We start from the raw sequence: 21971 nt of genomic DNA, 5'->3' as shown, positions 1-21971 counted from the left end.
AGCTGAAACCAACTTACGAATAATATCATATAGGTATTCTCCGGGAGTATCCGGTAAATGAAGCGCCCCTGCGAATTGCGGGGCGTTTTCGCATATGGCTGAGTAGAGGAGTGCATCGCTATGCCAACCCGAGCAGTCCGCTGGTTCCGGGCGCTGACGGCCCCGTATCGACGCAGCATTCAGCTTAAGCTGATCTTGACGATGATTGTTCTATCTGTGCTGCCGGTCATTGCTGTCACGGTGCTGGCTGCGGAAAAAAGTAGAGCTTCCATGGAAACTGAAGTGGCAGAGACGAACATGTCCAATATGAAATGGACGGGGATCTATATCAGCGACCAGCTAGATCGTCTGAATCATCTGATTTACAGCATTCAGATCAGCCCTGATCTGAGCGATTATTTGAATGAGCGCGAGCCTGACAATCTTTCGAGCCAATTTAATGCCCAGCGAAAAATGCTGAATACGATGGCGAATGTGTATTATTCGGCCGGAAGTCATGTGATCGGCATCCAGCTTTATTTGAAGCAATCGCAAACCCTGTTTACCTTTAATAGCATGCAAAATGAAATTACGACAGTGAGCGGTATTCCCCCACAGTATGCCGAGATGTGGCAAGCGAATAAGGATTATTCGATTCGTCCAAGCTCTGCTGACCCGGAACGCTTTACTTTGACGCGCAGTATTCGGCGTTTCGAAGATCAGAAGCAGACGGGAGCTATTTCATTGGATGTATTGTGGTCGCAATTCGATCAGACGCTGGGCCTGCTGGGACGAGGGGATCAGCATCAGGTGCTTATTACAGATGCGGATGGCAGGGTCATGTATCCAGCACAGGCTCGGCAGTCGCCTCCACCTGCAGGTGTGCTGACAGCTCTTCGTGACGTTAAGCCGGGCCCTGGAGTGATTCAAACTGCTGAACATTATGTGTTCTATAATGATCTGGATGTAGTTGGGCTAAAGCTGGTCAAAATCGTACCCACTTCCTCCATTAACCACAGTGCCTTTTCAACCATGCTGTATGGTATTATCGTAGGCGTGATTTCAATTCTGGTTTCCATCTGCATTGCCGTTTTCATCGCATGGCGGACTGCACGTCCGATTGTTCATTTGGCGCGTTCCGTACAGGAGCTGGATATGATCAAAGGACCGATTGGACAGCCAAGTACACGCCCGGATGAGATTGGGCTGCTGGAAAGAAGTCTGCATGGGATGGCAGGCCGAATTCGCGAGCATATTCAGGCGGAATACAGTATAAATTTGCAAAAAAAGACGGCTGAATTGAAAGCGCTCCAAGCGCAGATTCATCCACATTTTCTGCAAAATACGCTGCAAATGATCGGAAGTATGGTATTTTCTCAAAAGCCGGAGGACACCTATGAAGTCATTCGGTCGCTGAGTGAGATGTTCCGTTACGTGGTACGGGAACCTCAGAATTTGGCCTCTTTACGCGCAGAGCTTGACCATGTGGGACACTATATGCGCATCCAGCAACGGAGATTTCCACAAAGATTGGTATTTCAGGTGGAGTCGGAAGAACAGGCGATGGATATTCGACTGCCTAAGCTATCGCTTCAGCCATTGTTGGAAAACGCGTTTCAGCACGGTCTTGATCGAAAGGCGGGAGCATGGCAAATGGGGATTCGGGTGGAGATTATGAAACAAGATGTGTGTATTACGGTTTGCGATAATGGAAACGGCATGGCCCCGGACAAGCTGGAAAAACTACGGGCAAAGCTGGAAAACGCGTCGGAGGAACCGATCTGGGCGCAGGGTAGCCATATCGGATTGAGCAATGTGTCTTCACGCATACGGATGAATTTTGGAGTGCACTATGGAGTGACGATAGATAGTGAGCAGGGAGTCGGTACACGTGTCACCATCTGCATTCCATTCACCTCAGCAGAGGAGGGAAAAGTATGATCAGAGTATTAATTGTGGACGATGAGCCGTGGAACCGTGATATTCTGAAGACATTTGGCACATGGGAAAAACTTGGAATGTTGGTAGTGGGTGAGGCTGAAGACGGGGACGAGGCGTTCAGGCTGGTCGGAGAGTTAGCCCCCCATATTGTGATTACTGATATGCGCATGCCGGGTGCGGACGGAGTGGAGCTGCTGCAAGCACTAAATAACCATTGTCCTGATGTGAAAATCATTGTCGTGAGTGGATATGATGACTTTGCGTATGCCAAACATGCCATCCGTTATAAGGCCGTCGATTATTTGTTAAAGCCAGTCAATCCTGCAGAGCTGAATGCAGTGCTACTCAAATGCAAAAACGATCTGGAGGTCAAGGTGGCTGAACAGCAGCAAGAAGCGACAGAGCTGGATTATGAGTTTTTTCACAGGTTGACCCGGTATAAGCAACTGCTGCGTCTTTATTTTAATGAGCTGAACTGTGACGGGGTGAACTTAACCTGCAGGCAGGTTATGCAGGAGCTAGAGAGTTATGGAGCACCAAGTCCACATATGCTGGGCAGGCTGGTGCAGGAGCTTCTTTCCCTGCTGAAAGAGCTCGCAGCGGATAACGGGCTGGATACTTCTACGGCAAAGGCAGGATTTCCACTGCCCCAGGATGCCGTGTCCTCTGTAGAACATGCGCTGGAATTCGTATCGTCGTGCTATGTTCAGGAACTGGATCAGCTCATTCGGCAGCGGAAATACAAAAACAAACTGAATTTAGAAGAGGTACGGCGATATATCGACAGTCACTTTGCTGGGCCGATTACACTGGAGCAGTTGGCGAAAAACTTTTTTGTGAGCAAAGAGTATATGAGCAAGGTATTTAAGCAGGAGTATGGTCAAAATGTAACGGACTACATCGTAGAGCGAAGAATGGAAAAGGCGCGGGAATGGCTGGCCAATAAACAGATTTCAATTAAAGCAGTTGCGGAGATGGCAGGATATGAGGATGTGTCTTATTTCTATCGGGTATTTAAAAAGCATTTTGGCATGGCACCCGGTGAAATGAGGAAGGAAGTTTAAAAAAGTCCAATTCAATAAGCTAAGGGTGTCCAATGGCAGAAGTGACCTCCCATCCTATAATGAAAGCGTATACAAAACAAGCAGTACAAAGGAATTTGGCCTTTATGAAGTCCGCACAGAGCTGAATAGAGGTTGAAGACCGGCGGCATAGCTGCTTTGAATAACAGCTGATTTGCCGATGGGTAACAGTTATTTTCAAAATAGGGGAGGTCATTTTTCATGAAAGTGTGGAAAGGTGTATTGAGCACGATGCTGGTTGGCACGTTATTGGCCGGGTGTGGAGCGAATTCTTCAGGCAGTGACAGCAGCGGTTCCGGTGGAGACGGCAAAACGGTGAATCTCAAAATGTTTATTGCTCAGCCCCGTTTGAAGGAGCACTACGATAAATACATTAATGCGTTCGTAGCGAAAGAGAAGAAAGATAAAAATATCGACGTTACGGTCCAACTGGAGATGCCGCCTGCTGACAACGCCGCACAAATTTTGAAGACAAGACTCGCATCCAACGATGCGCCGGACGTATTTGCATTGCACGCGGTGAATGAAATTCCTCCGTTTTATAAAGCGGGCTATTTGGAGGATTTGTCCGGTCAGCCTTTTGTTAACAAATTGATGGATAGTGTGAAGCCTTCGGTGACAACCAAAGACGGAAAGGTCGTAGCGGTTCCCTTGGAAACGATCTCATGGGGCTACTTGTACAATAAAAAGATATTTAAGGATTTGGATTTGCAGCCGCCGGGAACGTTGACCGAAATGAAGGCTGTGGTCGAGAAGCTGAAAGCGAATAATGTGAAACCGTTCCTGTTGTCCTACAAGGAATCCTGGATTCCACAGCTGTTTGTGCCACTTACGGCAGGTGCAATGATGAACACACAGAATAAGGATTTTATCGACCGGATGAATCAGGATAAAGGCTCTTTTTCCGAAATGAAGAGCATGTTCGATATTATTGATCTGGTGAATAGCAACGGTACTGACAAGGCGCTGGAAATCGGCGGGGATGATGGATCGGCTGCGTTTGCCTCGGGTAAAGCGGCGATGTGGATTCAAGGACCGTGGTTTGCGGAAACGATTTTAAAATCGGATCCGAAGATGGATTTTGGGGTAGCACCGCTGCCGATCAATGACGATTCCAATGCGACATTGATTAATTTGTCCACTTCGACTTCGCTGGCTGTATCCTCTACAAGCAAGAATAAGGAGGTTGCGCTCGATTTTGTTAACTATGTGCTGGATGACAAGGATTCTAGCGCATTCTATGAAGCATTGAAATTTAACCCGATCTCCAAAGTGCATACGTTTAAAAGCTATCCTTGGGTTAATGACGCTACCGAATACGTGAAAGCAGGCAAGTCGTACCAAGATCCATCTATCCCGCAAGCGGTTAAGGACGAGGCAGGCAAATCGCTACAATCCTATTATGCTGGTCAGCTCTCGCAGGATGACGTAATTAAGGCGCTGGATAAGGCATGGAAATCGTATAACAAAGTGAACAAGTAACGGTAACCTACAGAATTACACCGGGAGGGAGAGACTCCATGCCTTTTAAAATCTATAAAAAATACGTCATGTTACTGGCGTTTACAGCCCCGGCGCTGATCTTTTATGCTATCTTCCTGCTCATTCCAACGATCAGCGGCATGTACTACAGCTTTACAGACTGGAACGGATTGAATCCTAATTACAGCTTTATCGGCTTGGGGAACTTTGTGGAATCGTTGAAGGAAGACCCCGATTTTCTCAATTCCCTATGGTTTACCCTTAAATACGTATTGGTCATGATTGTGCTGCAAAATGTACTGGCACTGGCACTGGCAGTGTTGATTGAGTCGCGTACACGTACCAAAGGATTTTTCCGGACGATATTTTTCATGCCCAATATGATCAGTACCATTATTAGCGCATTTATGTGGACCTTCGTTTTTTCTTCCGTGCTGCCACAGATCGCCGAAAAGACGGCTATCGCATTTTTGGGCCAATCGTGGCTGGGCGATCCGAAAGTATCTTTCTTCTCAATTATTATCGTGTCGCTCTGGAATGGTGTAGGTTATATGATGATCATCTATCTGGCTGCGCTTCAAGGTGTACCACAAAGCTTGAAGGAGGCTGCTATTATTGACGGGGCGAACGCATTTCAGACATTGCGAAGCGTAACGATGCCAATGATTACTCATGCGATTACGATCTGTTTCTTCCTGACGCTGAATGGTGCCTTCAAAGTGTATGAGGTCGTATACGGACTGACTGGCGGGGGGCCGGGGCGCAGTACACAGGTGATTACGATGAACATTTATGAGGAGGCGTTCTCCAACAACTTCCGTTATGGTTATGCGAGCGCCAAATCCGTTATTTTGTTCGCAATCGTTCTCATTTTCACCCTGATTCAGCTGCGTGTCATGAAGAAGAGGGAGGTGGAGGCATGAGGCTGAAGAAAGCCAATTCCTTGTTGATTACGCTGATTCTGTGCGTGGGCGCAGTCGTGTCCTTCTTCCCAATCTACATGGCGGTAATTAACTCGTTTAAAACACAGGGTGAGATGTTTGCATCCTTTACGGCGCTGCCCACGAAGCTTCACTTTGAAAATTACAGTCAGGCTTTTCATCAGACTCATTTGCTGAACAGCGCCCTTAATTCCACGATTATTTCTTTTATCGGCATTGGTGGCATTGTGATCTGTTCGGCACTGGCAGGCTACAAGCTGTCTCGTACACAGGGGAAACTGAGCAGTGCGATTTTCTTCCTGTTTGTCGCATCGATGCTAGTACCGTTTCACTCTATTATGATACCGCTTACGCGAATGGCAAAAGATTTGTCCGTTCAGGGCAGTACGTACGGCTTGGCCCTGATCTATATCGGCTTGGGTGTGAATATGGCGATCTTTTTGTATCATGGATTCGTCAAATCCATCCCACGTGAGCTAGAAGAATCCGCGCAAATGGACGGCTGTAATGAGTTTCAAACATTCTTTCGCATTATATTTCCATTGCTGCTACCAATCACAGTTACCATTGCGATTTTGGATTTTCTGTGGATTTGGAATGACTTTTTGCTTCCATTGTTAATGCTGACGGATGTGAACCATTACACCCTGATTCTCTCGACCAATATGCTGTTTGGAGAGTACAACAAGGATTGGTCGCTTATTCTGGCCGCACTTGTGCTGACCTCCATCCCGGTTATCCTGATCTACGCCTTCTTTCAGAAATTCATCATGGAGGGCATTGCGGAGGGAGCGGTTAAGGGATAAGGTGGAAAGCCTTCCTATCAACAAGGAAGGCTTTTTCTCTGATTCAGCTTTTTTCGCGCCAACGTTTCAATAAAAAGATAGGAAGGGTTACAAACAAAATTGCAAAGGCTACAATGATCCACCACTGAGGGTCAATGATATACAACACGACTCCGATCAGCAGAACTGTTGTTATTATGGAAATTCTCACTTTCAACATTATTCTCTTACTCACCCTAGCTTCTAATTTTGGCAGCGTTATGAGGGTGATTGCAGTTAACGCAGCAAAAAATATGGAGGTAAATGAATTATAGATAATATCAGCTCCCTTGATTATTATGCATACCTCATATTCCACTGGGCTTAAAATGTTGAGAGTTTACTTGTAATAAGATATGCTTCTCATTTGAAGTTAGCCACAATTCCTTTACTTTTGAGTATATTGCAAACGCAACTCTTTATGGAAAGGAACGTTTATGTGAATTGTAAATGAACATCAAACAAAATCGATATAACTTGTTTAATCTATTGAGAGGGCACATGGAGATTGTTTGCCGCCCATAAAGTTAACAAGTAAAAGAAGAACAGGATGCCTATTATAACTCCAATTACGATAAAAAATTTCTTTTTCATCACTCTCTCCTCTTCATTACAATGAATAGGTCTTCCATTTGCAACAAGGGCTTTAATTTACGAATACCGTGACATAGTTTGTCTCATATACTATCTTTTCCTTTATCCAACTATAAAGGATGTGACCAATAACAAGCGCAGAACCAAGTACAAGGACTGTAGTGTGCCAAGTCCACTCTTGTATTCCACTAAGAAAGACAGGAGCGATACCTATGAGAACTCCGATCACTAAACCAACAATTATCACTACATCAGGTGTTTTGCTACCTTCACCTTTATTTTTTTGGAAAAATTAAATAAAGCGCCTTGGATTTAACTCCAAGACGCTCCCCTGCTTGTAATAACGGTTAGTTAATGTCTGATGGGTACTGACCAGTAGTAGCCCAAGCCTCGCCATCAACTTTGTTTCCGTCGGCTCTGAATTGAATTACGTATTTCCCTGAAGGCATCCCATTAGGGAATGAATTAAGACTATTCCACGTTAATGAGCCTCCTTTGCCAACAGTTTTATAGACATATTCTTTCCCGTTACCCTGCAAGCTCCAAGAGATAGTTGATGTTCCTTGATTCCGAACTTTAATCTTTACATGTCCATAACCTTTATCAACAGTTAAGTCCATCGTCGGACTTGTCCCACCAAGAACCTCATGTACCTCTTGACCAGTTTGTTGGATAACTATACCTCCATGATCCTTCGATACTTTAATCCCCGTAACTGGTGCGGCAGTAGCAGCCAGCGGAGCTACTGCCGTAAGAGCCAATACACCTGTAAGAATGATTACTGTGTTTTTAAACTTCATCAAAAATCGCCCTCTCGATTGGTATAATTTGTACTACTGACCAAGTATATCATTAAAAAAGGAATATAGTGTATATTTTTGTTAACAAAATGGTAAAAAGCATTAATATTCGAAAATATATATTTTATTCGAATATTGCATGACATATATTTCAAAGCTTATTGACAACTGTTAAATTATGGACAAAAATAGAATGCAATAATAAAAAGTTTTGGAATTTCTGTGTGGAAGGTGGATATGACATGAAGCATACACCTACGATTAGAGCAGAATTAGATAGTTACCTACAACAAAAGGGTTTGAGCTTAGCGCAATTCGGACAACTTGCAGGCATGAATAGGGGAATAGTAAGTGCTATTGTGACAGGGAATAAGTCAATGTCTGTTAACCAGCTTGACCTAATCACTGAGGCTATGGATTTACCAGAAGGGTATTTTTACGATCTGTTTATAGAAAACTACATCATCGACACCCCCCCGAATATGAGGCGAATCGAGCCATTTCTATTTCGTTGTGCGGAGTTGGACAAGTTGGATGCGATTAGTCGAGTGGTGGGAGCCATCATGGACAATCTACTGTATTCGCCCAAGCTATTTGAAATTGCAGAAGAATTGTTGAAGCAGGGAAGACATGCGGCTGCACTACTGCTCTATGAGGGTGTGGCTGAAGCGGAGAAGTATCAACATTCTGAACGATTGGCAGTCTGCCAATATCGTATATTCACGATTCAAGTTGGAAACGATCAAAGCCGGAATCTCAAGGCAGCAACGCTATTTGAATCCTTCGTGGAACGTCTGGATGAAATAGAACAGCTTGACGCGCTGAAGGATTTAGCAAACGTGTACAGGTCTTTGCGTAAATGGGACAAGGTTGAGGAAGTAGCTAGAACAATGAGAGCTAAAGCTGAAATCCAATATACTTTGGAACATCAACAGCAGAGTCGAATGCGTGATGAGTCTTCCAAGAAACTAAGTCGTCCACTGTTTGTGTACATCGCTTATGCTGATTTGTTGTGTTCAGGTTCTTGCGAAGCTAAAGGCGATTACCACCAAGCCCTACAGTATACATACGCCTACACTAATTTAGATTGGGTTTTGGAGAAGGACGAGGACACCCAATACTGGATGGGCTTGTTCCAAAACTGGGCAGAAGGTAACACGTACGTATATAAGCTTTTATCTGGAGATGTAAGCGTGCTAAACGATTATGTTCAATATATTATTGCATCAAGTGATAAAGTCGATAAGGAAATGATCGTAAAGCTTTTGAACGTAATGTTTGCAGCTAACCGATTTCAGTTAGACGTGAATGATATACTTAAACGGTTTGAAATGATTATTGATTCTTTTGTACAACAGCCATCATCGGATATGTATACCTATCAGGTAGTACCAGAGCAAACAACACGTTTTAAATATGAACTTGCTAAATACTACTTGAACAGAGGCAATTACTCTTATGGCTTCAGATACCTGCTAGACGTTTTATCTAAATCATTAGCCAATAACAAAGAATCCTTCTTCATTAGATGCATAAGATTATTTGAGCAGTTTAAACAATTTGCTGACGTTAGAACTTTTATAAAGTATGAAAGTTTAGTTAGTGTAGGGCAAAGAGAAAGATTATTTTACTATTAATATTTATGCCCTCTATTTTAGAATGAATGGTTAGACAATGTTAAAAAAATGGTACTGCTAATGATTGCAGCTAGTTTTTTGTTTATTGTTACTGTACCTGCCCAGACGCATGATATACAGCCTCATGTACAGCATGGAGGTGCTTAAGCGTAAGCAAACAAATCACCGCCATCCAGTGGTTGGCGGTGATTTGTTATTTTGGAGGAATTAACACATCAATCACCGAATACCTATCTTGAGGTGATCAGCATGAACCATACATATTGTATTTACAAATTTATCCAAACCAATCGTATTGATAAAACGAATACGGAAGTACTGTTGTGCAATCCGAAAGCATCGGTGACACCCTACTGGCTAAGCTGGTGGGGTGTTTTTATATTCATTTTTCAATCGATATCAAAATAAACAGTTGAAAAGCCGATATCAAAATAAACAGTTGAAAAGCCGATATCATAATTACCAACTAATGAATACTTAGGAGGATTATAGATGGTCTTTTGGATTCTTTTACTTATAGTCGTGGGACTTATTCTTTCAGCGTTTATAGGCGGTTCTCGGATTGCGAGCAATAATCGTAAACAACCGAGAATAGAACGTATAGGTGAGGTGGTTGATAAGCGGGTAGATTGGACTGAAGGATCGTCTTCAAAAACATTTTATATAACTTGCGAGTTCGAAAGCAATGAGCGCAAAGAAATTTCAGTTAGTAACGATAAATATGGCCTTTTTGTCGTAGGGGATAAAATCAAAGTAACAAGCCAAGGTACTTGGAACTGGGTAGAACGTGTCATAATATGAGGGGATCAGCTTAATCTATATATTTATTTACATAATCACCCAAACGTTATATACTTCCCATATAAATCCGAAAGCATCGGTAGCACCCTGCTGGCATACGCTGGTGGGGTGTTTTAATAAGTTGGGAATTTAAATATGCTACGTAATATAAAAAGCCTTCCATTAATGGAGGGCTTTTGTTAGACGCTGAGTATGAGAATCATAAATCAATGTGGCTTATTACGCCTTTTCAAAAGTTTTATAACAAGTAGTATGCAGAAAAATACTGCAAAAGCAATCACAATCCACCACTGAGTATCAATTATATACAACACGACTCCGATAAGCAGGACTGTTATTATTGTAATTCTCACTTTCAACATCGTACCTTTGTCCACTCTTGTTTCCAATATTGGCATCTTTATAAGGATGATTGCAGTCAGTGCCGGAAAGAATATGGAGGTAAATGAATTATAGATAATACCAACTCCTTGATCTAATTACTCACCCCGGATTGTTCGGATTTAATGTATAAAACAACAACCTCCGCTAAGACAACTTTCACTTCAAGAAAATGCTGATAATAAAAAATAAAAGCGAAATGATGATCAAAAATAGATATATACTAGAAATCCGTTTTCCAATTGTAGCTCCAAACTCCTTAGGATTTTTATATCCAATGACTAAACTGGGAATAAAAAAAATACTGGATAGAAAAATGGTGTAGTGAAACCTAGTATTATCAACACTGTTAGACCAGGCGGGCAATCCTAAAAAGGAAAGCAACTGGTCTCCCAATATGTAATTGCCGAATTCGAAAGAAACAGCCATACCAAGAAGAGATAAAAGCAGTGAAAGTGATCCCCAGCCTATTTTTTTTCTGTTATTTCTCAACAATTCAAAGATAATCAGTAAAATTACAATTGCTTGTATGCTATATGTCAACATGATTGAAAACATAAAGTACCTCCTTGAACACCAGAATCAAATGATAAGATGTCAATTTCGGAAATGAGTATACCATTTTTTGGAATGTTTTCATATGCCTTTCAATACAGCGATCGTATGATCAAATGGAACGCGAAGCGGCCTTAGCCATACAATATTTCATCTGAATGTAAAAGGAGATGATTATGTTGGCTACCTTCTCGGCCGCGCTTCAAGTGAAAAAGCGGATGGCCAAGCGAGTTTTAAAAATGTCCGGTGTCCACGGCATTGGCGTAGGGTACAGGGACCCTGCTCATCCCAAAAGAGGAGCCGCTGTCATTGTGTACACGGACCGTTTAGCGTCGGCCTCTACTGGACTCCTGTCGGCCACCGCATTAGGAAAGAAAACGAACGTTCCAGTCCGAATTGTAAAGACTGGAAAGATCAGAGCCAATGCCACGGACTACAAAGTGCGCATACGCCCGGTCATCGCCGGCTACAGTGTCGGGACGATTGAAGGCTCCGGTTCAACCGGACTCATCGTTGCCCCAACTGGAGCGCCGGCGACACGTTATCTTTTTAGCAATAACCATGTCCTCAATCCCTCCAATACAGACAATCGAGAGGCTACAATTCAGCCAGGCGGAGCCGATGGGGGGACGGTTGCCCAGGATCGTATAGGACGGCTTTATCGTTACGTACGCTTGAATCCCACCGGAACGAACCTGATTGATGCGGCGCTTTCGCTTCCGACCCGTAACAACTTGCTCAATCCGCGTTATGCTACAGTAGGAGCGATTCCGGGTCATGTGACCGCTTATCGCATAGGGGAAAGATTGAAGAAGGTAGGGCGTACGACCGGGCGGGTCAATGGCACGGTAGAGTCCGTCTATACGGACTTGCAAATCAATTATGGTGGAGAGTTGGGCTTACTGACCTTCGAAGATCAGACGGTTATTAGAGGTACGACTCCCGTATCACTACCTGGGGATTCCGGCTCTGTATGGCTCAGACAGTCAGATAATTATGCAGCTGCGGTCAACTATGCAGGCACGGCAGATGGTCGCTTATCCATAGCCTTTCCGGTGCAGTGGGCCATGCAGGTATTCAACACACGGGTAGCCCGCCCCAACGGGGCAGGCAGGGTGCTCAGGGTAGATACAGGATCTTCCCCTCGCTCTTATACTAGGCAGCTCACCAGTGAGGAACTGGTTCGCCTAAGACCAAGGACGACACGCATTAGACGGAGCTAAACGCCCTCCAGATGGAAAAGTTGCCGCTGATCGTCCCGGTAAGGCGGTCGCTTTAAATGCTTTCCATAGGGTGGCTCGCTCGGAAGCATCATCTCCCCGGATTTCTTCCCTGATTACAGACTTAACTTAAGAAATCCGGGGGTAGAGCTAATATAAGCAAGAATCATTCACGATACCAATCATTTACGACGCAAATGATTCACGACACAAATGATTCACAGTACAAATCATTCACAATCTAAAACGTTAACGGCATGAATGAATGCGTAAATGTATTCTAATCTGCTCCTTCGGCATATGAACGGGCTCCCTCATCATGGGCTGTGATGGTGCTGCTTGCCGAGGCCAAGCCCCGGATTTCCTGAGCGGTCAGGGCTCTGTTGTAAATGATCAGTTCATCCACTGCACCGTTCAGATAGGGATCATCAAACTGGGATTTCCCAATATAGTTCCGGTCTGTCAGTCCAAGGCTGGAAGGCTTCAGCGTCATGTTGGTGTTACGCGTCGCCTCTACACCGTCCACATACATCATTCCAGTATTGCCTGACAAAGTCACGGCGACATGCTTCCAAACCCCAGTTGCCAGCTCTGGCGCATTCAACTGTTGTTCCTCTCCGTTCCCCGAGACGGTGATAGCAAAGCGCATGCCAGTTCCCTCGGCCTTGGGTGTCAAAAACATATACCGATCCGTGCCTGCTCCAAAATCAAACAGGCGTGCCCAGCCGTTATGCGTGTTCACCCGTACCCACGCGGCAATCGTAAAGTCATTTATGCTGCTAACGATACCACCGGGCAGGCTAGCATAGGCGTCTGTACCGTTAAAGTGCAGGGCATTACCTTTTCGTCCGGCGCCCCACGCGCCTCCACTTACACTGGCCTGCTGTCCATAACCTGACGAATCGGCTGCGGTAGATCCGGCCGTTTCGTCAAATTCATAACGGGCTACAATGTCTCCGGCGGGAGACGGGTTGTCTGTACTCGACTGGATACGGATATCATAGTTGGCTGCCGTACCAATATTCAGTCTGACCGTGGTCGCAGAGCTGTTAGCAGCCGTGACGGACCCGGTTTTTGTGCCATCTACAAGCACGTCATACGTACCTGCCGCGAGTCCGGTCAAGCTCATAACGGTGGTATGAGTCGTGCCTGGAGTCATATTTTTCAGTGTCAGACGGATGTTGTTCTTGGACTTGGACACGATGGCCAAGCTATATTGATCCCGATTCAGCTCCAAACTCAGCTTTTGGGTGATCAGATGCAGACGTTGGAATACACCGTCCTTTGGAGTAATCGCGTAGCTGTTACTGCTTTCTGTAACGTCACAGCCATAGCCGAACAAGCCGAATATTGGATCTACAGCAACATCCGAGCTTAGGATTTTGATGGCTCCAAACAGTCCCAGATCGGCTTCCCCGGACATGCCGCGCCATCCGTTAAAGAGAGGGCCACCGTCCAGACCGAGTGCGCCGTAATTGCCCTTGCCCGCCTGATATGTCCACGATACCGCCCCGATGTTGGCAGGATCAGAGCTGATCTGTCCCGAGTTAATCGCTCCGATGTTCGCCAGCTTGGCGGCATAGGATAGACGCTGATCCAATTCGGGCTTGGACGAATGCCGACGTGTCCAGTCATCCATCGCATAGCCGGCCAGTGAGGTGGTGTACTGGAAGTTCCACCAATTCTCTCCGGTGATGGTGACCGGATCGGCGTAATAGTACCAGACAGGCATATGACCGCGTGCAGCACGCGTTTTGGCGTTGATTTTGCTCATCATCGTCGTGTTGTTGTTCATTTTGGCGAGTGTATATACGGCTTCTTCGCCTGTATTGTCATAGTTATACTCAGAGCCATAAGGATAGGTGGTGTTTTTGAAATTGTTGTACTTGGTAGCCATTTTGCCAATCAGGTCGTTAGCCTCGGTGGTCAAGCCTTCTTCCTGAAGCGCTTTAATCATATCAGGTGTAGTTAGCTCACCCATGAGTCCCGTGTTCCAGTTATAAGCAACAGGGCCTTCATACAACGCTTTAAAAATACGATAAGCACGTAGCAAATATGTGTTTTTGCTATTGCGATAGCTGATCAGGTTGGGATACAGCTTGGCAAGTTTATACATGCTAAAAAACGTATTATAAATGTGCGGATAGGCATAGCCACGGTACGTTGGTGTCGTGTTAGGCTGCGGCATCAGGAAATCAGGGACCAGATAATCGGTATGATGGCCTTCCATCAAATTCGTCCAGATGGCTACTTCCAAATAATCATCGACTGCCTTGATCTCAGATGCCACGGGCTTCTGAACGTTTTTCTCCGCCAGAAACTGGCCGTGAGTTAGTCCCCAATCATCACCCCAGCCCCAGTAACCAGCAAAGCTGTTGCGTCTAGCCTTGTACTGCATCATCCAGTCATCAAAGACCTTGTCCCTCAGGTCGCCCGGCACGTTCCATTGGGTGCTGTTGACCATGAAGGTAGAGTGACGCTGAAGTGCAGCTTCGACTGGCTCGATGGCATAGAACTGGAGAACGGTTTTTTCGCCGTTACCATAGTTTACAGTAATATTGTTATGTCCCAGTCGTCCCAGTGTAAGTTCATATATTTTATGGTTTGTAGGGGCTGTTTCCAGATAGCTGATGGTCGTTTCAGACGGATATTGCGCTGTGACAGAGGTAATGGATTTGCTGGTATGCAGATCGAATTTGGCCTTGAGATTCGTCGGGAAAATCATACCCGGAACCACGGTCACATCCACATGTCCCTCACTGTACAGCCTGTCCTTTACAGCCTGCTCGTCCGCTACCTTGTAAAATTTAAAGGCATACGTTTTGCTTTCACCAGGAGCCAGCGACAGACTGGTGCTTCCAAGATAGCCACGGTTGGTGCTCTTGATGACATTGGAATGGATATAGAACACATTCAGTCCTTCGGACCAGCCACCTTGCTCCATAGCCCATGTGCTGCCGGGATGCTCCTCAGTTCTCCAATGGTCCTGATATTCGAGACCAGCACCCGTTGAGGCATCAGGGATCAGCAGTACATACGGTCCGATGCCGCTAGGTCGTCCAGCGGTAATAAAGGAGCTGTTATGGCCTACAAAGGAGTGTGAGAGTACTCTGGTTTCATAAATTTGTTCATTATTGCCGCCGGACCAGTACTCGTTAAACGGAAGCGGCAGTCCCCAATCTCCGATCTCCAGTGTTTGATTAGAGGTGTTCGTTACTTTCATTTGCCAATGCAAATAATCGTTAACCAACGAATAAGTTTCATGTAAAATGAAATTACGTATTCCCTGATTGTTTGATGAATTCTGATAGGATACCTGGACACTGTTTCCAGAAGAGGTGATCTGGCGCGCATCAGCAGAATTACTTGTCCATGCCCGAGTCCACGCTCCGTTGCCGAGACGATAGGTGAACATCAGTTCACCCAGCCACTGATGATCCGACGTATTCTGTTTAGGTGCGTTAGAGCTGTTCATGACATAGTTGGTATTAAAAGTGTCCCCTACCAGCCGCAAGGAAGAGAGATCGCCGTAATCTCCGACAGAGATGGAGAACACTTGATTAGATAGTTGTACTGCCATGCTATCAACCTCCTAACAAAGGTTCGTGAGCGTGCTCACTACGTTAATATATGTGTGAGAAATACTTTTGCTACCCTATGTATGAGAATTGATAGAAAATAGATTCATATAGATGTCCTAGAGGGCTCTCAATCGTGGAGGTAGAGTTATTATGAAAATTAAAATGGAGTTGCCGAAAATTCCTGCGGACTTGCCCGTACTAAACGAAGAAATGTATTCCTTACGGTCCAAAGGCGAATATAGTATGGGGTCTGTAGAAGATATGATTTTGGATAATGTGGAAGCGGTTAAGGTTTCATTAGAGAAGATGACTTTTAAAAATGTAACGATCATGGAATCGTCATTACCGGAAAGTGAATGGACAGACGTCATTTTTGATAAATGCGATCTGTCTAATGTTCATTTTTCCGGTTCCTTTATCCATCGGGTAGAGTTCAAAAACTGCAAATTGCTTGGAACAGACTTTTCCAGAAGCAGGCTCCAAAACGTTCGTTTTTCGGATTGCTTAGCGGATTATTCGATGTTCCGTTTTGCTAATTTTAAGCAAGTTGGTTTTGAGGATTGTTCTTTAATAAGTGCCGATCTGTATCATTTAACACTACAAAAAACCTTTTTTAACCGTTGCAATCTGGATCAAGCGATGCTATCGGGGTCCAAGCTCAACGGGATTGATCTGAGCGATTGTGAATTTGATGGGTTACAGGTGGATATAGAAGATTTGAATGGCTGCATCATCTCACCGCATCAAGCTTCATCATTTGTAGGGCTGTTGGGGCTAGTGATTAAATAAGGGAACTCCTCATTGATTTTTAATATGGTCCCAAGCCTGGCGCAGACGGTTAAACCCTTCAACAATTTGTTGCTCCGTTAAATGGGCAAAGATAAAGCAGGCTGATGGAGGTCCCGGTGTCAGTTGGTAATCGGCGGCATCACGCCATGTGACTCCGTAAAATTGTGCTGTCTGCATCAAATGATGGTACTGGGCAGACTCCTGCTTCCAGATGGCATAGGCATGTAGTCCACAATCGTTCTGATGCCAGTGAAACAGTTCACTTAACTGCTGTATTTCACGTTGGAACACGTCGTAGCGTGATCTGTATATTCGAGTCATCCGTCGCACATGGCGAACGTAGTCGCCGCGCATCATAAAACGTGCCAGTGCGCGCTGTTCCAAGCGGGCAGGCGGCAGGGGATCGTATAGTCGTTTGGCAGCTGTCAGCGCTTGGGCTAATTCAACGGGCAAGATTGCAAACCCGAGTCGAAGGCTGCTGAACATGCTTTTGGAAAAGGAGCCGACATAGATGACACATTCTGTACGATCCAGTGCTTTTAATGGTTCAATGGGTCGTCCTGCCCAACGGAATTCACTGTCATAATCGTCCTCAATGATCCACGCTCCCTTGGATGCTGCCCATTGCAAAATATGTTGACGGCGTGTTAATGGCAACACTGCACCGGTTGGAAACTGTCGTCCAGGTGTAACAAATAGGAGTTTGGAATCCCAATCCTGTGGGACAATTCCATGTTGATCCATCTCAGCAGCATGTATCTGTCCGCCTGAGGCAGTAACTGCACGGTAGATGCCGGAATAACAGGGGTTTTCTAATACAATTCGATCTTGTTCATGAATAAGCAACTGACTTAATAACGTGATCACTTCCATGGAACCACTGCATAATACGACTTGATCCGGCGTGGCTGTAATTCCGCGTGTTCTGCCAACATGATGGCAAATCGCTTCACGCAGCCATTCATCACCGCTCACTGGTGCAGTCGTCGCGTCAGCCGAGGGCTTTTGCAGATCCTTTCCAGCGGCAGTCATTGCGCTTTTCCATGCGATCTGTGAGTTGCCCTCCAATACAACTTCTCCTGCCTGAAAAGAAATCAAAGGCTGTTGCGCACTGTCTCTATTTGTAGCAGAAGCAGGAGACCGCTGTAAGTTTCGTTCCCTTTCGATCTGCATGATTCGTTGTCCCCAAGCTGATAGAGCAGGGGCTTTTTGTTTTACAACAGGTGAATTCTGGTTCTGCTGGTTGATTAAAGATTTGTCGGGCAGCACCGCTGTCTGTTCCATAACAAAGGTTCCTCTGCCTACTGCCGAATCTATATATCCTTCTGCCAACAACATATCATATGCCTCTTTAACGCTCCCTCGCGAAATTCCATACATCACAGCCAGATCACGAGTGGAAGGCAGACGCGTACCACTGGCAAGGGAGCCATTGAGGATTCCCTCACGAAGAGCATGATACAATGCCAAATATTTTAAATGATACTTTTGAAGCGCACGCTGATAAGCAATCGTAATATCCATACTCTTCTCCTTCGATTGGGCCACTCATTTTCGTTCATATTGGATCTTTTTATGAATCCATTTTCAACATAATCTGAAATGTATCATTGGTCAATAGATGGAAGGAGAGTTCCCTATGAGAAGAAAAGAATTTACGGTAGCAGAACTAGAGGAAATAGAGCAGTTTCTAAGCGAGGTCAGTTTCGGATTTTTAGGCATGAACAGCGAGGATGGTTTTCCGCGTGTGGTTCCCTTGAATTTCGCTTATGGAAATGGCGTTTTTTATATTCATGGCAGCCGTGCTGGAGAAAAGATGGAACGGATGAAAGAAGATAATCGAGTTACTTTTTCAGCCGCCAAAGAATATGCGCTCATTCCGTCTTATTTTACGGATGAACATATGGCATGTCCGGCGACTTCATTTTTTAAAAGTATTACCGTGCGTGGTCATGCGGAGCATGTAGTGGATCTGGAAGAAAAAGCATCGGCCTTTTCCATTTTTATGAGCAAGCTGCAACCGGAAGGCGGGTATGACACGATTGATGCCAGCGATTCTCGGTATGCTTCACGTTTAAAAGGGGTCGCTCTGATCAAAATTGTACCGGAGGAATGGACTGCCAAGTTTAAATTCGGTCAAAATGTTAAAGATCAGGAACGTCAGCAAATTATCGACGGCTTGCAACAACGGGGGTTGGATGATGATCTGACAACGATTGAGATGATGCGCAAATATTGTCCTCATCACTGATATATATCGAAAGTCAGGATTTTGCAAAATCCTCAAGTATAAATATTTGAATTCCACGTAATAATTCCTGCTCGCTCACCGTCAGATTGGTTAATTATACCTTGTAGGGAGATGCCCTTGATTTTCCAAAACGTTCAGTCCTTCTGTATTAGGACTTTTGAAGGACAGGTATATATCATCCTCAAGCCCGTTGTTCTTACTGCAAAGGAACTTTATAATACGATAGATTTGTGGCGTAAGGGGGCAAGACCGTGATGAGAGCAGGAGTCAGAAGTCGGGAGAGTCGACGGTTGTTACTGGAAGCGGGGGCTGAAGAGTTTGCTCAGACGGGGTTTTATCAGACAAAGGTAAGTTCGATCGCGGCACGTGCAGGATTGACGCAGCCGGATTTTTATATTCATTTTGAAAGCAAGGAACAGTTGTACGAGGAGCTTGTGGAGAGCTTCGGTACTTTGGTGAATGATACGGTACAAAGCATGAAGATAGGCCCAGACCTAAGCGAGGCTGAAATTTTGAGACGGGGACAGGTGTTTCTGGAAGCTATTTTTCGCGTGTTGTCTAATAATCCGGCGATCACTCGTGTCGGATTTTACCAGGCGACAGATTCGGTGCGTATTAAGGCGGAAATGGCTGAGCATATCAAAAAGCATCTGCTGGCGGCGCAACGATGGGGCTCCTGCCGTGAGGAACTGGACCCTGAACTGACAGCAGAATGCGTGATCGGCTTGATTGAACGGCTGACGTTAACTAAATTGCTGCCTGGACGTGAAAGTCCGTCTGTGCTTGCCAAGCAGGCACGAAACCTCCTGTATCACGGCATGCTCGGGTCCGAAGAATAACAGGACAGTACAACCCCAACCTAGATTTGGGCGGCAGGCGCGGCATTTGTCCCTATCATGGATGATGGCATAAGCATAAGATGCTCTTGTAAACCATGAAGGGAGGAATCACCATGTCTGGAGTAGGCGCTGGTTATGGAGCTTTTACATCTACAGGAGCGATTCTGGTACTTTTCATTCTGCTCGTTATTATTTCCAAAGCATTTATCATCTAATTCGTAGCTCAAGGATTTAAAATTCGGAAGATTTGCTGGAATCAGTAGGGAGGAGGAATACGAAATGGGTGAAGTAGATAGAGGTTGTGGCGGTTGTAACATGTTCACCTCCACTGGTGTTATTCTGGTTCTCTTCATTTTACTGGTTATCATCACTCGTACTTGTTTCATCTAAAGCTATATTCATGGGCTTGAGCACCGATGCTCGGGTCTATGACCGTACTAGTCAAAATAGGAACCGTCTCCAATTAGAGGCGGTTTTTTTTATATTGAAGTTTACGTTGACGTTAACGTTATAGAGGCGTAGTATTTATATATAATCTTTTTCATAAGGTGGGTGTCATGGTTACGTATAAAATTGATGAGGTCGCCAAACAAAGCGGATTAACCAAGCGAACCATTCGTTATTATGAGGAAATCGGCTTATTGCCCTCTCCGCAGCGCAGTGAAGGAAATATGCGCCTGTATACGCAGGAGGATGTGGACTTACTAAAAAAAATAGTGAGTGCCAAGGAAGTACTTGGATTCTCCTTGCAAGAGCTTCAGCGTTACATGTCCGCAGCGGAAATGCTTAAGGGTCAGCGGGAGGAATATCGCGAGCGAACGGAGCATTTGCAACCGAACGAGCGACGGGCCATGTTGGAGGATATGGAAAGTACATTGAACGAGCAGTTGGAATTAATGGAGGGAAAAATCAACAGCATCCGTATGCTCCAGACTGAGTTGGAGGAGTTACGGGTTAGGGTGCGTGAACGCAAGGTTCTTCTGGATGATGAACTTGATCACGACCCGTCATAACAAGAACATTTACATTCAGATGTGGAGGTAACATCATAATATGAGTTCACAACATGCATTACCTGAAGAGTTAAAAGAACGCTCAGGCTTGCTGTCTCAACCTAAAGCGGTCTGGGCAGTCGCCTTTGCTTGTGTTATTTCATTTATGGGTCTGGGATTGGTCGATCCGATTCTTCCGGCCATTGCTGATCAGCTTCATGCTACGAAAAGCCAAGTGTCATTGCTGTTCACCAGCTATAATCTGGTAACAGGCGTTGCGATGCTGATTACAGGCGTTGTATCTAGTCGATTGGGTGTCAAATGGACACTACTAACCGGGATTTTATTTATTATTGTGTTTGCTGGACTGGGCGGCACAGCCAGTACAGTTAGCGGAATTGTGGGCTACCGGGCAGGCTGGGGTTTGGGGAACGCTTTGTTTATCGCAACAGCGTTGTCTGCGATTGTAGGTCTGTCCACTTCTGGAACAGCTAAAGCAATTATTTTGTATGAAGCGGCATTGGGCCTCGGGATTTCAGTGGGTCCGTTGCTGGGCGGTGAGTTAGGTTCCATTTCCTGGCGCGGTCCGTTTTTCGGTGTAGCCGGACTGATGGTAGTGGGATTTTTGTTCATTACGTTTATGCTGCCTTCCATTCCAAAGCCCAAAAAACGCGGTTCCATTGCCGATCCGTTCAAAGCGCTCAGTTATCCGGCTTTGCTCACGCTCGGTATTGTAGCGTTGTTATATAACTTTGGATTTTTTACGTTGATGGCGTATTCTCCATATGTAATGAATCTGGACGAGCATGGTTTGGGTTATGTGTTTTTTGGCTGGGGAATTATGCTGGCCTTTACCTCGGTGTTTGTAGCACCGAAGATTCAAGCACGCTTGAGCGTGGTATCTTCCATTAGTATCATGCTGACGCTGTTTGCCATTGATTTAGGTGTTATGGCGATCGGGACGGTAGCTGGTTCACCAACGACTGTCATTGTCGCCGTCATTGTGGCTGGTATTTTTCTGGGGATTAACAATACATTGATTACAACTGCTGTTATGCAGGCTGCTCCAGTGGAGCGCTCGACAGCATCTGCGGCCTACAGCTTCATGCGGTTTTTGGGCGGGGCAATTTCGCCGTGGCTTGCAGGGAAGCTGTCAGAGTGGTACTCCGCAGAAACCCCATTTTATTTTGGAGCATTGATGGTACTGATTGGCGTAGCTGTGCTGATCGTACGTCGTCGACATATGCAGGATATTCAGGTGGATGCACACTAAGATCGAACT

Annotated in this window: 18 protein-coding genes; 14 read left to right on the top strand and 4 right to left on the bottom strand. The window is 45.3% G+C overall.

Translation table 11 applies throughout. The features are described 5' to 3' along the window. Nucleotides 1–120: 120 nt before the first annotated feature. The 5 genes from MHB54_RS09585 to MHB54_RS09565 all read left to right on the top strand — a co-directional run bounded on the left by MHB54_RS09585 (nucleotide 121) and on the right by MHB54_RS09565 (nucleotide 6231). Complete coding sequence (locus MHB54_RS09585) at nucleotides 121–1920, top strand: sensor histidine kinase (RefSeq protein WP_068941366.1); 1800 nt, start codon at nucleotides 121–123, stop codon at nucleotides 1918–1920. Continuing rightward, the gene (locus MHB54_RS09580; RefSeq protein WP_264454195.1) at nucleotides 1917–2984 is read left to right on the top strand and encodes a response regulator transcription factor; all 1068 of its coding nucleotides are present in this window, start codon (nucleotides 1917–1919) and stop codon (nucleotides 2982–2984) included. The genes MHB54_RS09585 and MHB54_RS09580 overlap by 4 nt, the downstream gene beginning before the upstream one ends. A gap of 219 nt (nucleotides 2985–3203) precedes the next feature. Beyond that, nucleotides 3204–4484 carry an ABC transporter substrate-binding protein gene (locus MHB54_RS09575; protein ID WP_023986929.1) on the top strand — a complete coding sequence of 427 codons (1281 nt, stop codon included), beginning with the start codon at nucleotides 3204–3206 and terminating at the stop codon, nucleotides 4482–4484. A gap of 38 nt (nucleotides 4485–4522) precedes the next feature. Next, complete coding sequence (locus MHB54_RS09570; RefSeq protein WP_023986930.1) at nucleotides 4523–5407, top strand: carbohydrate ABC transporter permease; 885 nt, start codon at nucleotides 4523–4525, stop codon at nucleotides 5405–5407. Continuing rightward, nucleotides 5404–6231 (top strand): carbohydrate ABC transporter permease, encoded by an 828-nt coding sequence (locus MHB54_RS09565; protein ID WP_013308681.1) that lies wholly within the window; start codon nucleotides 5404–5406, stop codon nucleotides 6229–6231. Before MHB54_RS09570 ends, MHB54_RS09565 begins: the two co-directional genes overlap by 4 nt. A gap of 959 nt (nucleotides 6232–7190) precedes the next feature. On the opposite strand, the gene MHB54_RS09560 is transcribed toward MHB54_RS09565, so the two are convergent. Beyond that, nucleotides 7191–7643, bottom strand: a complete 453-nt coding sequence (locus tag MHB54_RS09560; RefSeq protein WP_028541046.1) for a hypothetical protein — start codon at nucleotides 7641–7643, stop codon at nucleotides 7191–7193. Between the two features lie 242 nt (nucleotides 7644–7885). Between MHB54_RS09560 and MHB54_RS09555 the strand changes: the two genes are divergently transcribed. Then, on the top strand, nucleotides 7886–9280 hold the full coding sequence (locus MHB54_RS09555; RefSeq protein WP_049828369.1) for a helix-turn-helix domain-containing protein: 1395 nt from the start codon (nucleotides 7886–7888) through the stop codon (nucleotides 9278–9280). A 492-nt stretch (nucleotides 9281–9772) separates the two neighbouring features. Continuing rightward, nucleotides 9773–10081 carry a DUF2500 family protein gene (locus tag MHB54_RS09550; RefSeq protein ID WP_028541043.1) on the top strand — a complete coding sequence of 103 codons (309 nt, stop codon included), beginning with the start codon at nucleotides 9773–9775 and terminating at the stop codon, nucleotides 10079–10081. A 540-nt stretch (nucleotides 10082–10621) separates the two neighbouring features. Here MHB54_RS09550 and MHB54_RS09545 read toward each other — a convergent pair. Next, complete coding sequence (locus tag MHB54_RS09545; protein ID WP_264454194.1) at nucleotides 10622–11020, bottom strand: hypothetical protein; 399 nt, start codon at nucleotides 11018–11020, stop codon at nucleotides 10622–10624. Nucleotides 11021–11193: 173 nt separating this feature from the next. On the opposite strand from MHB54_RS09545, the gene MHB54_RS09540 reads away from it, so the two are divergent. After that, nucleotides 11194–12240, top strand: coding sequence for a hypothetical protein (locus tag MHB54_RS09540; RefSeq protein WP_028541041.1), 1047 nt, complete (start codon nucleotides 11194–11196; stop codon nucleotides 12238–12240). Between the two features lie 277 nt (nucleotides 12241–12517). Here the strand turns inward: MHB54_RS09540 and MHB54_RS09535 are convergent, their stop codons facing one another. Continuing rightward, nucleotides 12518–15817 carry a DUF5695 domain-containing protein gene (locus MHB54_RS09535; RefSeq protein ID WP_075153718.1) on the bottom strand — a complete coding sequence of 1100 codons (3300 nt, stop codon included), beginning with the start codon at nucleotides 15815–15817 and terminating at the stop codon, nucleotides 12518–12520. A gap of 151 nt (nucleotides 15818–15968) precedes the next feature. On the opposite strand from MHB54_RS09535, the gene MHB54_RS09530 reads away from it, so the two are divergent. After that, nucleotides 15969–16607 carry a pentapeptide repeat-containing protein gene (locus MHB54_RS09530; protein WP_053324610.1) on the top strand — a complete coding sequence of 213 codons (639 nt, stop codon included), beginning with the start codon at nucleotides 15969–15971 and terminating at the stop codon, nucleotides 16605–16607. A gap of 9 nt (nucleotides 16608–16616) precedes the next feature. On the opposite strand, the gene pdxR is transcribed toward MHB54_RS09530, so the two are convergent. Next, a complete protein-coding gene (gene pdxR / locus MHB54_RS09525) occupies nucleotides 16617–18131 on the bottom strand; it encodes a MocR-like pyridoxine biosynthesis transcription factor PdxR (RefSeq protein WP_075153719.1) in 1515 nt (504 codons plus the stop codon). A gap of 115 nt (nucleotides 18132–18246) precedes the next feature. Here pdxR and MHB54_RS09520 point away from each other — a divergent pair, with 115 nt between their 5' ends. The 5 genes from MHB54_RS09520 to MHB54_RS09500 all read left to right on the top strand — a co-directional run bounded on the left by MHB54_RS09520 (nucleotide 18247) and on the right by MHB54_RS09500 (nucleotide 21962). Then, entirely contained in the window at nucleotides 18247–18858 is a 612-nt protein-coding gene (locus tag MHB54_RS09520) for a pyridoxamine 5'-phosphate oxidase family protein (protein WP_023986938.1), read from the top strand. 254 nt (nucleotides 18859–19112) lie between these two features. Next, nucleotides 19113–19697: a TetR/AcrR family transcriptional regulator gene (locus MHB54_RS09515; protein WP_023986940.1), complete on the top strand. Its 585-nt coding sequence runs from the start codon at nucleotides 19113–19115 to the stop codon at nucleotides 19695–19697. A 113-nt stretch (nucleotides 19698–19810) separates the two neighbouring features. Continuing rightward, entirely contained in the window at nucleotides 19811–19912 is a 102-nt protein-coding gene (locus MHB54_RS09510) for a hypothetical protein (protein ID WP_023986941.1), read from the top strand. A gap of 342 nt (nucleotides 19913–20254) precedes the next feature. Further along, the gene (locus MHB54_RS09505; protein WP_023986943.1) at nucleotides 20255–20710 is read left to right on the top strand and encodes a MerR family transcriptional regulator; all 456 of its coding nucleotides are present in this window, start codon (nucleotides 20255–20257) and stop codon (nucleotides 20708–20710) included. 40 nt (nucleotides 20711–20750) lie between these two features. Beyond that, complete coding sequence (locus tag MHB54_RS09500; RefSeq protein WP_264454193.1) at nucleotides 20751–21962, top strand: MFS transporter; 1212 nt, start codon at nucleotides 20751–20753, stop codon at nucleotides 21960–21962. Nucleotides 21963–21971: the final 9 nt, after the last annotated feature.

It is taken from the genome of Paenibacillus sp. FSL M7-0802 (assembly GCF_038004945.1).
Taxonomy (GTDB): Bacteria; Bacillota; Bacilli; order Paenibacillales; family Paenibacillaceae; genus Paenibacillus; species Paenibacillus polymyxa_B.
Note: the sequence above shows the minus strand (reverse complement) of the source record. Positions and strands in the feature narration are given on the sequence as shown.

Coding starts and splice junctions, on each gene's coding strand:
- MHB54_RS09585 (WP_068941366.1), top strand. CDS start 121: ATGCCAACCCGAGCAGTCCGCTGGTTCCGGGCGCTGACGGCCCCGTAT.
- MHB54_RS09580 (WP_264454195.1), top strand. CDS start 1,917: ATGATCAGAGTATTAATTGTGGACGATGAGCCGTGGAACCGTGATATT.
- MHB54_RS09575 (WP_023986929.1), top strand. CDS start 3,204: ATGAAAGTGTGGAAAGGTGTATTGAGCACGATGCTGGTTGGCACGTTA.
- MHB54_RS09570 (WP_023986930.1), top strand. CDS start 4,523: ATGCCTTTTAAAATCTATAAAAAATACGTCATGTTACTGGCGTTTACA.
- MHB54_RS09565 (WP_013308681.1), top strand. CDS start 5,404: ATGAGGCTGAAGAAAGCCAATTCCTTGTTGATTACGCTGATTCTGTGC.
- MHB54_RS09560 (WP_028541046.1), bottom strand. CDS start 7,643: ATGAAGTTTAAAAACACAGTAATCATTCTTACAGGTGTATTGGCTCTT.
- MHB54_RS09555 (WP_049828369.1), top strand. CDS start 7,886: ATGAAGCATACACCTACGATTAGAGCAGAATTAGATAGTTACCTACAA.
- MHB54_RS09550 (WP_028541043.1), top strand. CDS start 9,773: ATGGTCTTTTGGATTCTTTTACTTATAGTCGTGGGACTTATTCTTTCA.
- MHB54_RS09545 (WP_264454194.1), bottom strand. CDS start 11,020: ATGTTTTCAATCATGTTGACATATAGCATACAAGCAATTGTAATTTTA.
- MHB54_RS09540 (WP_028541041.1), top strand. CDS start 11,194: ATGTTGGCTACCTTCTCGGCCGCGCTTCAAGTGAAAAAGCGGATGGCC.
- MHB54_RS09535 (WP_075153718.1), bottom strand. CDS start 15,817: ATGGCAGTACAACTATCTAATCAAGTGTTCTCCATCTCTGTCGGAGAT.
- MHB54_RS09530 (WP_053324610.1), top strand. CDS start 15,969: ATGAAAATTAAAATGGAGTTGCCGAAAATTCCTGCGGACTTGCCCGTA.
- pdxR (WP_075153719.1), bottom strand. CDS start 18,131: ATGGATATTACGATTGCTTATCAGCGTGCGCTTCAAAAGTATCATTTA.
- MHB54_RS09520 (WP_023986938.1), top strand. CDS start 18,247: ATGAGAAGAAAAGAATTTACGGTAGCAGAACTAGAGGAAATAGAGCAG.
- MHB54_RS09515 (WP_023986940.1), top strand. CDS start 19,113: ATGAGAGCAGGAGTCAGAAGTCGGGAGAGTCGACGGTTGTTACTGGAA.
- MHB54_RS09510 (WP_023986941.1), top strand. CDS start 19,811: ATGTCTGGAGTAGGCGCTGGTTATGGAGCTTTTACATCTACAGGAGCG.
- MHB54_RS09505 (WP_023986943.1), top strand. CDS start 20,255: ATGGTTACGTATAAAATTGATGAGGTCGCCAAACAAAGCGGATTAACC.
- MHB54_RS09500 (WP_264454193.1), top strand. CDS start 20,751: ATGAGTTCACAACATGCATTACCTGAAGAGTTAAAAGAACGCTCAGGC.